We start from the raw sequence: 10,915 nt of genomic DNA on the forward strand, positions 1-10,915 counted from the left end.
GTCAGGGTGCTGTGCATGACCTGGAGCCTACGACGCCATGATCCGCCGGACAGAACCTAGTACTCCAGTGCGACTTCGTGACCTATCCGGTCACAGGGTCGGCGATTCGTCGCCGGTAGTGGCTGCGCCGGGCCGTGGCCTGGTGGTGTCGGCGCCAGTTTGACCAGTGCAGCAGCCTGCGTAGGGATGCGTTCGGCGGGTTCAGCAGAGCGCCGAGCAGGTGACGGATCTCGGGAACGGTCAGGTCAATCGGGTCGGTGCTGCGGGCGGGCCGGTTCGGCTGTGCGGTCCTCGCTGGCGTAGCGTCGGCGACGAGGGCAGCCAGGAAGGCTAGCGCGAGCATGGCCAGGGTGATGTGCCGGTGCCAGGCGGTCCAGTGGCGGACCTGGTGGTGGTCCAGTCCGACCTGGCCTTTCGCAGCCTGGAAGCATTCCTCGATGCACCACCTGGTCCCGGCCACCCGGACCAGCTCGGACAGCGGGACTCGCCTCGGGGACCAGCACAGGTAGAAGGCGAGTTCGCCGCTGCTCGGGTTGCGGCGGATTAGCAGGTGCCGGTGCCCGTCGGCCCCGATCTCGACCCAGGCCCAGTCGTAGTAACGCGGACCCTTCGCTCCGGCCCGGCGCTTTGCCGGTGCCAGGCCGAGGCCGGCAGACGGTTGGCCACGGCATCCGCGCGGGCGGCCGTCCGTCCCTGGTTGATCCTCACCCGGGTGCTGCAGGCGACGGCCAGAACGTAGCCGGGCCCACGGGACTCCAACAAGGTGCGCAGTGCGGGGTCTTGGCCGTATGCCTCATCGCCGGTCACCCAAGAGGCTCCGACCCCGGCGTCCAGTGCTGCAGCGATCATCTGCCCAGCCAGCGTGGGCTTGGTCGCGAACTGGGACTGCTCTGGCACCCCGGCGCGGGTTCGGCGCCCGGCGTCCTGGCACCACGAGGCGTCGGGCAAGTAGAGCCGACGGTCGATCAATGCCCGCCCTCTGCGGGAGGCGTAGGCGAGGAAGACACCGACCTGCGTGTTCTCGATCCGGCCGGCGGTGCCGGTGTACTGCCGCTGCACGCCGGCCGAGGCGATGCCCTTCTTCAGGAAGCCAGTCTCGTCCACGATCAGGACCCCGTCGTCGGCACCGAGGTGTTCGAGGACGTAGGCCCGGATGTCGTCGCGGACCGCGTCTACGTCCCAGCGGGTGCTTCGCAGCAGCCGCTGCATCGGCCCGGGGCGGGCGTGGTCGGCCTGCTCGGCCAAGCGCCAGCAGTTCTTCCGCTCGGTGCCGGACAGTAGGCCGAGCACGAAGGCGCGGGCGGTCGCCCGCGGTTCCACCCGCTTGAACCGGCCCGCGATCCGAGCCATGGCCTGGTCGAACATTGCCCGCCAGCGGGCGGCGTCTACGTCGTGACCCACGGCCATCGCACGATCTTCAGGAGTCCACACAGCCCTTCATGATCACGCGGCGGCCGTTGCCACTCTCACCCGACTCCGGAGCTGTCGCGCAGAGGTGAATGCGCTCAGCCCTTTGCCATCGACCCGCTTTGCTGGTTGGAAGCTTGCGTGCCTGTAGCTGGCGCCAGAAGGACTTCAGGCACCCGTGTCCTGTAGCGCAGTGACGGCCTGCGCGGTAACGGCGCCGATGGCTCGGCTGATCGCCGCGTCGTCCGAGCCAGGCCGGGATCGAGTGAATACAGCGGCGGCATATCGGCGACCGTCGGGATAGGAGATCACGCCGATCTCGTTGCGGATCACGCCGACCAGGCTGCCGCTCTTGGCCGCGACCCGTACTGGCAGCCGGAACCCGCTCGCGATCCGGTGCCGGGTCAACTGCCTTTCCATCACGGCGCGCACACGTTCGCACGCGGCGGCTGGGCCCGCCTGGTCCGTCCAGATCAGCCGCAGTAGGGCGACCATGTCACGAGGCGTGGTTCGGGTCCCCCGCGACGGGTCCAAGGCGCGGGAGGCAAGGAGCCTCTCGTCGGCGTGCGCCATCTCCTCCGCCGATGCGCTGGCTGCCCAGGCCAGCGAGTCCTTCCAACTGGCACAGCCGAGGTCCTCGCCGATGGAGTCGAGCATGGTCTGCAGGTCGGACTCGGTCACAGTGCCGGTCAGCCCGAGCCGCATCGCTGTCGCGTTGAGCGCGTCAACGCCGACTCGCCGCAGCAGCGCGTCGGTGGCGTGGTTGTCGCTGATGGTGAGCATCAGGACGACCATGTCTCGCCATGAGAGCACGGCGTCGTCGTTGAAGAGCGAGATCCCGACTGGGCCTGGAGTCCGGCCGGCGGCACTCAGGGTCACCCGCTCGCACGGGTCCAACCGGCCTTCGGCGAACAAGGTCTCCGCCTCCAGGGCGACCTGCACCTTGACCACCGAGGCCGGAACAACAGGCTCATCAGCACGCAGGCCGAACTCGGCGTCGCCCTCCAACGGCTGGACGCATAAGGCGCCTTCACAGCCGGCCTGTTCGAAAATCTCTCGAATGTCATCCGTCATGGCGTTGATTCTGTCAGCCCCAGGCGCAAGATCACGAAGTCGCACTGGAGTACTAGGCCGTGTGATTGCTCAGGGAGTCTTCGTCATGACGGTCTCGCCAGAGGATGAAGCGGCGGATCATGCTGCACTGCTCCTTTGTAGGTCGCCCGGCGCCGGCGGCGGGGCTCACGATCGGGGTCCTTGTGCCTGCCGCCGTGCTCGACCCACTGCCGCCCGGGGTGCGGCATCAAGTTGAGCGGCCCGAACTCGTCGATGCAGAAGACGGCTTCGGGCTCGCCGTCCTCTGCTATGACCTCACCGTGGGCGATCGCACAGAGAGGCTCCACGCGGGCCTTCTTGGCCGCGTAGTCCGGTTCGCGGGAGGTCTTCCAGGTCTTCAGGCGTTGAAAGGAGACGCCCTCCTCACGGAGCAGAAGGTGCAGGCCCTCGTGGCTGATGTCGTCGACCACCCCCTCGGCGACCAGGAAGTCGGCCGGTTTGGTCAGGCTCCAGGTTGAGAACGGCAGATCGTGCTCGGTCGGCTTGGACTTAGCCATCTTCTTGATCTCGCGGCGCTCGGGCAGTGTGAATGTCTTCGACCGGCCGCCGGATTACTTGGGGTAGAGCGAGTCGAAGCCGTCGGCGTTGAAGTTGTGGATCACGTCGCGGACCCGGTCGTCATTGGTGAACGACACCTCGGCGATCTTCGCGACCGGAATGCCCTGAGCGGACAGCAGCACCATCTGCGCGCGCCCCCAGGTCACCACCGAGCCCGTGCCTCTGCGGACTGTCCGCAGTATCCGTCGGCCCTCGTCGTCATCGATCTCGCGAACGCGCACTCGTTCCGCCACCCGCATAGCTTGGCGGTCGATGCCGCTGGAGCGTCAGGTTCAGGAGGAACCGTTGGAGTCGGTCGCAAGCGACTTGCCTGCGACCTTTGACCTGGTGACGCCGTCGACTGCCACACAGATACCAAAGACACGATCGTGGCTGGTCCAGCCGTTGACGCGGCCACGGTTGTTACTGATCTGCACCCGCTTCCTGCCGGGTTCCACGGACGACACCAAATGCTAGTACACCGTCCCGGCGACACGGGCGAGGACGATGTCCCCGACCTCCAACTTCGACGGGTCGACCGGAGCAACGACCACCTGCTGCCGACTACGTATCAGCGGGACCATCGAGGAGCCGCTGGGCCGGAACGCCACGGTGGCACCGCCAGCAACCCTGCCTGCCACTGCATCAAGTGCACCCATCGGGTGATCGTGGCAGATTCTCCTGCATCACCCCACCGATTTACTCCTCCGTGCTCCACCAGCGAGGCGAACGTGGCCTGATACGGCACCAGGAGCTGTCCGGCCGATCACCCGATGGCGGAGTGCGGGACTCGTGGTGTTGATTCGTGAGTCCACCGGCTGCGGGAAGTGTCGCGGCGGCCACGGGCATCTCATGCTTCAGCGGGGCCCCAGAGCGGGCCTCCAGAGTGCTCCGTTCGGCGTCCGGCGGGCCCGACTGCGCGGGTTCGGGGCCGGCACCGTGTGGGTGGGAGGTGGTTCTCTTCTCCGAGCTCAAAAGATGCTCAGATCCGGTTCATTGACGGCTGGTCGGCTATACGATCCAAGGAGAGGCGCGATGGTCCTGTCCGGGCGCCCGGGCTGAGGGGGAAAACGTATGAAGGGCATCGTCGGGAAGCTGTTGTCGAAGCTGTGGTCCGTCGCTGGAGTCGGCCGGAAGCGGACTGGGCGCCCATACTCGCCAGACGCCGACAACTACCGCCAGACGGCCGGCTCGTTCCCCACTGGCCTTCCCTTTTGACCTGTTTCGCGAGGCGTAGTCCCGGCCATCACGAGCGGAGCCAGATCACCAACGCTGCGCCTCCGCCAGTCGTTCGACCAGCTCCGCCCGGATCCGAGCGATTCTGACCGCCTGCGCGGAGCCTCTTGCACCGTCGGCGGCGCATGACGGGCGCCGGCCGCGTGCTGGTGGGCGCGCACGGTAGTCGAGTCGACGGAGATCTCCCAGTCGATGCCCCCGACCACGGGGCCTCGTCCTGCACCCGCTGGAGCAGCCGTTCCCAGGTGCCGTCCGCCGACCAGCGGCGATGCCGCTCGTGAACGGTCTTCCACGGCCCGTACCGTTCGGGCAGGTCGCGCCACTGCACGCCCGTCCGGATCCGGTACAACACCCCGCTCACCACCTGCCGATGGTCCCGCCACCTGCCACAACGGCCATTGCTCACAGGCAGAAGCGGCTCAAGCCGCTCCCACTGGACATCCGTCAGATCACCCCGATGTCCCACAGTCCTGTCGACGACTCAACTGATCGGCAGGACACGGCCTAGCACCGGAACGAGGTCGAGCGCACGATCAACCGACTCAAGCACCACAGGGCCGTCGCGACGCGGTACGACAAGCGCGCCTACGTCTTCCACGGCAGCGACACCGTCGCGTCGATCCGGCTCTGACTCAGACCGTGATCAGCCCGCCTCCAGAGCGTCGGCCCGATTCCTGAGGTCCTCTGCGATGTCGTCCCGGTCCGGGCCGTGCATCGACAGGTTCAGAGCGGCCTCCCGCATCAGCACCGGCTCGTCCGGCCGCTGCAGGAGGCCCAGCCGGTAGGCAAGGTTGCGTACCCAGACCGGCAGATGGCCGTCGACCATCTGCGGACACAGCTCTCGCATCATGGCGAGAATCGCATCCGCATCAGCGAACGTCAGCTCCTCGACAAAGTAGAACTCCCGATGTTCGAGACCGCACTCCGGCGTGCGTCGGTACTCGTCGCCGTAAAGACATCGGGCTTGCGTCACCGTCACCGTCATCACCGACAGCGTTCCGATGACGGGACAGAGCCGCTGGCCGTGCAGACCCGCTGGGTTCGGGATCAGACGCCGGGGACCGCATCCTTCGCGTTGGCGTGCCAGTTGGTGACGAGCGGCTTGTCGACCCGGACGGTGCCGACCGGGATGCTCACAGGGTTCGGGTCCGCGGGACCGATGCCGATGATGACGTCCTTGAACTCCACGGCCTGATTGTCATTGGTGCTCTTCGGGTTGACCCCCGCGTAGACGATCGCGGAGCCGCTGAGCGTGATCGGCCGGCCGACGGCCTGCTCGGCGTTGGCGGCCTCGATGCCACCCGAGCCGAAGGCGATGACCGGGTGCTCGCCGGACAGGACGCAGGTGATGCCGGGCTTGGCCTTGGCAGAGATCTGGATGTAGCCGCCGGCCTGGGTCTCCATCTTGGCGCTGAACGTGAGGTCGTTGGCGCCGCAAGCCTGGCCCTTGCCGCTCTTGTCGCCCGGAGCGGAGGCGGAGGCCTTGGGATCCGCCGACTTCGGCGCCGCGGCCGTGGGCGCCGCGGTGGTGGGCGTAGGCGTGGAAGGAGCGGCCGACGCGGCGGCGGTGGTCGCCGGAGTGGCCCCCTCGGCGGAGGCCTGGCCGCTGTTCTCCGGCCCGCAGGCGGTGGCCATGGCCGCGAGTGCGGTGACGACCAGTGCGACGGGAACGATGTGCGAGCGCATGAAGGTCCAACTCCCTTATGTCGAAGGCACCCATCGTAGGACGCGCTTGATCACCGGCTGGTGCGGGAAATATCCCGATCATGTCCCAAGGGTGCTGTCACGTTGCTGGAGGAGCGAGATGACCTTCGCGTGGGCCATGACTGGGAACGGCCCGTCCTGGAGGGCGGATCGCCTCTGTTCCGCGACACCGGCCGACTGACGCTCCAGCATGAAGTGGTCGTCTCCCACGAGACGGTGCGTCGTCGCCGGCCACCGAGGTTCGGTCAGGCCTCTGCCGACGGACTGCGCCGCCTTGGGGCGGAGTTGGCCCGACACACGTTCAACCCGGCACATCCGCAGCACATGTGACAGGTCCTCAGCCCCGCTGCGCACGGCCCTGCGCCGGGCCGGGGCTGGGCGTCGTGCCGTCGTGGCATGGTGCGGTCGCGCTCCGTGGTCAAGGTCATCCGGGTCACGGCTCTGTCCCGGCGGCCGGCGACGGCGGCGGCGGTGCCAGGCGGCGGTCCGGCCCGGCGTCCGAGCAGGTCGTCGGCGGTGTGCGCCCGGCCCGGCGGGTGACGGTGTGGGGGGATGCCGACGGTCCGTGTAACAGCCCTGTCCTGGGGGCGGCCCGGGCGCAACGGTTCGTCCGGGACGGCGGTCCTGGTCTTCGGAAACCCGCTCGCACAGAGCACAGAGCACAGAGCAAGAAGCACAGAGCAAGAAGCACAGAGCAAGAAGCACAGGGCACCGGACACCGCCCGCCCCCACCTGGAGGAACACATCATGCGCGTCCGCAAGATCGCCTTCGCCGCCCTGGCCGTCGCCGCCGCCGTCTCGCTCACCGCCTGCCAGGACGGCGAGACGGGCGCCGCACAGGGCGCCCCGACCGCCGCCCCGGCCGTGCCCACCGGCGCCTCCCCCGGCGGAGGTCCGGCCTCGGGCGGTCCGGCCTCCAACGCTCCGGCCAGCGGCGGTACGGCTTCCGGCGCTCCGGGGAAGGGCAGCACGCCGTCCACCGCCGCACCGGCCGGCTCCACCGCGGACGGCAAGGGCGCCAAGTGCCGGACCGCGGACCTGACCATCACCGCCGCGGACCGCACGATCTCCGGCGACGCCGAGAACACCGTCGTGGTCGAGCTCAAGAACCACAGCGGCAAGGACTGCACGCTCTCCGGGTACGCGGGCGTCGACCTGAAGACCTCGGCGGGCACTCTCTCCGCGAAGCGCTCCGGCGAGCCGGTCGTCACCGGCGTCGTGAAGAACGGCAAGTCGACGTACTTCGGCGTCATCTACCCGGCCAACACCTCGGGCGGCTCCGGTGTCCGGATCACCGGCCTGGTGGTGACCCCGCCGGACGAGACCCAGTCGGTCACCCTCCCCTGGCCGGGCACCGGCTCACTGCCCGTCACGGAAGGCGGCGGATCCCCGGTGAAGGTCGGCCCGATCGGAAGCGCAGGCCAGGGCGAGTGACCGCGGGTGCCGCCCGGGCCCGCCCGCCCGGGCCGGCCCGTCACAGCCGCCCGTTGTGCTCCGCGGGACGGGTTGCGCGGCCGGGCGCACCCGCGGGGGCGAGGCCTGGGCCTGGGCCTGGGCCTGGGCCTGGGCCTGGGCCTGACGGTCACCCGGCCGGGCCGGTTCACGACAGTCCGGGCACCAGTCCGACCCGGTAGGCGAGGACGACCGCCTGGACGCGGTCCCGCAGACCGAGTTTCGCGAGGATCCGCGACACATAGGTCTTGACGGTCTCGGGGGTGATGAACATCGCCGCAGCGATCTCCGCGTTCGACAGTCCCTCCGCGATCAGCTGGAACACTTCCAGTTCACGGGGCGTCAACAGGCGCACCACGTCCAGCCTGGCCGTCCGGGAGGTGCCGGCCGGCCGCAGGTGCTGGGCGAAGTGGCCGATCAAGTGGCGGGTGACGGCAGGTGCCAGCAGGGCCTCGCCCCGGGCGACGGTCCGGATGCCGTTGACCAGCTCCGCCGCGGGCGCGTCCTTCAGGAGGAAGCCGCTCGCTCCGGCGCGCAACGCGTCGTAGACGTAGGCGTCGACGTTGAACGTGGTGACGACCAGGACCTTCACCGCGTCCTCGGCCTCGGGACCCGCGAGGTGCCGCGTCGCCTGGATGCCGTCGAGCAGGGGCATCCGGATGTCCATCACGACCACGTCCGGGCGCAGCCGCCGCGCGGCCTGAACCGCCTCGTGGCCGTTCTCGGCCTCCCCGACGACCTCCATGTCGGGCTGCGCGGAGAAGATGGTGACGTAGCCGGTCCGCACCAGCGCCTGGTCGTCGCAGACGAGCACGCGGATCGGTGGCGGTGCATCAGTCACGGGGTCACTCCTGAGGGGTCTTGGCCGGAATCGTCGCGCGGACCTCGAACCCGCCCTCGGGCCGGGGACCGGCCTCCAGTTCACCATCGAGCATCCGCACCCGTGCGCGCAGCCCGGCCAGCCCCCGTCCGCCCGCGGGGCCCGGTTTCCGCGTGACCGGTGCGGGGACGGGTCCGTCCGTGGCCACCTCGATCCCGAGGTGCTCGTCGCCGTACCGGAGCAGGACCCGGGTCGGCTCGCCGGCCGCGTGCTTCAGGGCGTTGGTGAGCGTCTCCTGCACCACCCGGTACGCGGCCAGTTCCACGTCCACGCTCTGCGGCCGCCGCTCGCCCTGCTGGCTGAACTCGACCGGCTGACCCGACCTGCGGGCCCGCTCGACCAGGTCGCCCACCCGTCCCAGGGTGGGTGCCCGGTCCGCGTGGGCCGGGTCCGCTGCCGCCGACTCGCCGGTCGCTTCCAGGACATCGAGCAGGTGACGCAGTTCGGTCAGCGCCCGACGACCGGTGTCGCTGACGGCCACCATTCCCTCCGCTGCGCGGTCAGGTGCGGACGTGAGCAGGAACTGCGCCGCGTCCGCCTGGACCACCATGGCCGTCACGTGATGGGTGACCACGTCGTGCAGCTCGCGGGCGATCCGCGCCCGCTCGGCGGTGGTGGCCGTCTCGGCAGCCAGCCGCCGCCGCCGCGCCTCTTGCGTCCGCCGGGTGCGCACCGTACGTCCCAGCAGCCAGACGGCGGCCAGGACCAGGGAGAAGGCGAGATAGTCCGCTGCGGACTGCGGTGAACCGAGGTGGTGCAGGACGACGGCCAGTACGGCGTACCCGGCACCCAGCACGGCGGCCAGGCCGTGGCGGAAGCGGACCTGATGGGCCCCGGCGGAGTACAGGGCCAGGTACAGTCCCACGCTCGCGAACGTCGTCGCGAAGCCCAGGGCCTGATGGACGGCGAACGCGCCCGCGACGACGGCCAGCGAGGCCGCGGGCCACCTGCGGCGGACGGCCAGCGGCAGGGTGTGGGCCAGTACCAGCGCGACGCCCAGCGCGTCGGCCGGCCGCTCGGGGAGATCGCCGATCTGCGCACCGATGCCGGACAGGGTGGGTACGAGGGCCGTCAGGGTCAGCGCCAGGGCGAGGACGCCGTCCTTGAGGAGCACGTCCCGCTCCTGCCACCGGTCGAGCGGCGCCCGGAGCAGCGGGAGGCTCCAGGGCGCCTGACGGGACATCATTTCCGTTTCCTCCAGTGAGTCCGTCTCAGTGGCCCGCGCGCCGGCGGGCCTTCGTCCCGCCGTTGCGGTGGGCGAGGACGAGCATCGGGACGGCGAGGGCCAGGGCGATGAGGACGGGGATCGCCGACGCCTCCAGGCCGAAGCTGCCACCGGTCAGGAGTGCGGACCCGTGGACGTCGACGGTGAACAGGCCCTCGGGGGTGTGTCCGGAGACCGGGATGCCGAGCAGTTGCTCCGCGGTGTTCCAGGTGAAGTGCAGACCCGCGACGAACCAGATGCTACGCCGCCACAGGAAGGCGGCCCCGAGCAGGCCCCCCGCCTCCAGGGCGATCGCCAGTCCGCTCCACCCGTTCGCTCCCGGGGCGCCCAGGTGGGCGACACCGAAGAACAACGAGGTGATCACCAGAGCGGCCCGGCTGCCCCACAGTTCCTCCAGCGCCTGCAGCGCAAGGGCACGGAACACCAGCTCCTCGGTGATCGCGGCACCGATCTGCACCATGACCGCCGTCCGCACGACCGACAGGACGTCGCTGCCCGCCCAGGAGAACGAGTAGCCTCCGAACAGCGTGATCAGGAGGGCCGAGACGAGGATGAAGGCCAGGCCGATCCCGCCGCCGAGCAGCGCCGCCCGGCCGGCCCCGCGCCGGGCGGTCTCCGGCGTGGAGCGTCGTGCCGCGCGGTGCATGACCAATCGGTACACGGCCACGGCGGCGGCCGCGCCCAGCAGCGGCACCGGGCCGGGCCCGGTCGCCGTCAGGCCCGAAACCAGGCCTACGCCCACCGTCCCCGTCAGCATCCAGCCGAGCGGAGAGCGCACGATCCGGCCGAACCGGCCGCCGGGTCCGTCGCGGTCCTGGTCCGGGCCGGAGCCGGTGTGGTGCTGGGTTTCGTCCGGGGTGTCGTGCGGTGTGGCGGACGTCGTTCCCATGGTGCCTCCCCTGTCGTGGTCGTACCTGTGCCGACCTGACGACCACGTTAGGAATCCGCGGGCGGCCGCGAATCACCCGCACCGGGACGGCTCCGGTAGCTCGCACGGGGGATGCGCCGCCCGCGGTGGCCGGTCCGGGTGGCGCGATGGAGGGGGCGGACAGCCAGGGCCCCGCATCGTCGGTGATGCCACCACGGGCCATCTGGTCCCAGGGGTGGCGCCGATCGCGGCGGCCGCAGCCGCGCCGTGGGGCTTGGGCACGCTGGGAGAAGCGGTGTGATTTGAGGTGCTGTGATGCTCGTCTGGTCGGTCCCCGGGTGTGGCTGCCGCCTGTTGCGGGCGGCGCCCCCGGGGGCCCGTTGTCGGGACCGTCCGGTCGGATGCGTGTCAGGTCGAAGGGTTGGGTGGCGTTGTGACGATCAAGTTGGAAACCGTGCTGCTGGAGATCGAGGGGCCGGTGGCGACGATCTCG

The 10,915-nt window shown here is 70.0% G+C and carries 9 protein-coding genes and 4 pseudogenes; 2 read left to right on the plus strand and 11 right to left on the minus strand.

From position 1 onward, the window contains the following. Window positions 1-301: 301 nt before the first annotated feature. From IE329_RS39140 to IE329_RS39165, 6 genes and pseudogenes are all read right to left on the minus strand, one after another. A pseudogene (locus tag IE329_RS39140) lies at window positions 302-1,407 on the minus strand (IS701 family transposase); the annotation flags it as partial. Between the two features lie 168 nt (window positions 1,408-1,575). Next, the gene (locus tag IE329_RS39145) at window positions 1,576-2,481 is read right to left on the minus strand and encodes a serine hydrolase (protein ID WP_190215840.1); all 906 of its coding nucleotides are present in this window, start codon (window positions 2,479-2,481) and stop codon (window positions 1,576-1,578) included. A gap of 119 nt (window positions 2,482-2,600) precedes the next feature. Further along, window positions 2,601-3,311 (minus strand): annotated as a pseudogene (locus IE329_RS41970) (helix-turn-helix domain-containing protein); the annotation flags it as partial. Window positions 3,312-3,350: 39 nt separating this feature from the next. Next, the gene (locus IE329_RS41330) at window positions 3,351-3,494 is read right to left on the minus strand and encodes a hypothetical protein (RefSeq protein WP_229928141.1); all 144 of its coding nucleotides are present in this window, start codon (window positions 3,492-3,494) and stop codon (window positions 3,351-3,353) included. 36 nt (window positions 3,495-3,530) lie between these two features. After that, window positions 3,531-3,698 carry a S24/S26 family peptidase gene (locus IE329_RS41335; protein WP_229928142.1) on the minus strand — a complete coding sequence of 56 codons (168 nt, stop codon included), beginning with the start codon at window positions 3,696-3,698 and terminating at the stop codon, window positions 3,531-3,533. A 657-nt stretch (window positions 3,699-4,355) separates the two neighbouring features. Beyond that, window positions 4,356-4,759: pseudogene (locus IE329_RS39165) on the minus strand (IS5 family transposase); the annotation flags it as partial. Window positions 4,760-4,804: 45 nt separating this feature from the next. Between IE329_RS39165 and IE329_RS39170 the strand changes: the two are divergent. After that, window positions 4,805-4,924: pseudogene (locus IE329_RS39170) on the plus strand (IS5/IS1182 family transposase); the annotation flags it as partial. Between the two features lie 12 nt (window positions 4,925-4,936). On the opposite strand, the gene IE329_RS39175 reads toward IE329_RS39170, so the two are convergent. Together IE329_RS39175 and IE329_RS39180 are read right to left on the minus strand one after the other, a co-directional pair. Further along, entirely contained in the window at window positions 4,937-5,278 is a 342-nt protein-coding gene (locus tag IE329_RS39175; protein ID WP_190215841.1) for a hypothetical protein, read from the minus strand. 62 nt (window positions 5,279-5,340) lie between these two features. After that, window positions 5,341-5,979 carry a DUF4232 domain-containing protein gene (locus IE329_RS39180; protein WP_190215842.1) on the minus strand — a complete coding sequence of 213 codons (639 nt, stop codon included), beginning with the start codon at window positions 5,977-5,979 and terminating at the stop codon, window positions 5,341-5,343. A gap of 765 nt (window positions 5,980-6,744) precedes the next feature. On the opposite strand from IE329_RS39180, the gene IE329_RS39185 reads away from it, so the two are divergent. After that, a complete protein-coding gene (locus tag IE329_RS39185; protein ID WP_190215843.1) occupies window positions 6,745-7,431 on the plus strand; it encodes a DUF4232 domain-containing protein in 687 nt (228 codons plus the stop codon). Between the two features lie 166 nt (window positions 7,432-7,597). Here the strand turns inward: IE329_RS39185 and IE329_RS39190 are convergent, their stop codons facing one another. From IE329_RS39190 to IE329_RS39200, 3 genes are read right to left on the minus strand one after another with little or no spacing between them, the layout of a single operon-like run. Next, complete coding sequence (locus IE329_RS39190) at window positions 7,598-8,290, minus strand: response regulator (RefSeq protein ID WP_190215844.1); 693 nt, start codon at window positions 8,288-8,290, stop codon at window positions 7,598-7,600. A 4-nt stretch (window positions 8,291-8,294) separates the two neighbouring features. Then, complete coding sequence (locus IE329_RS39195; protein ID WP_190215845.1) at window positions 8,295-9,515, minus strand: sensor histidine kinase; 1,221 nt, start codon at window positions 9,513-9,515, stop codon at window positions 8,295-8,297. Between the two features lie 25 nt (window positions 9,516-9,540). Beyond that, window positions 9,541-10,443, minus strand: a complete 903-nt coding sequence (locus IE329_RS39200; protein WP_190215846.1) for a CPBP family intramembrane glutamic endopeptidase — start codon at window positions 10,441-10,443, stop codon at window positions 9,541-9,543. Between the last annotated feature and the right edge of the window lie 472 nt (window positions 10,444-10,915).

Origin of the sequence: Kitasatospora indigofera (assembly GCF_014655955.1) — a bacterium.
Classification (GTDB): domain Bacteria; phylum Actinomycetota; class Actinomycetes; order Streptomycetales; family Streptomycetaceae; genus Kitasatospora; species Kitasatospora indigofera.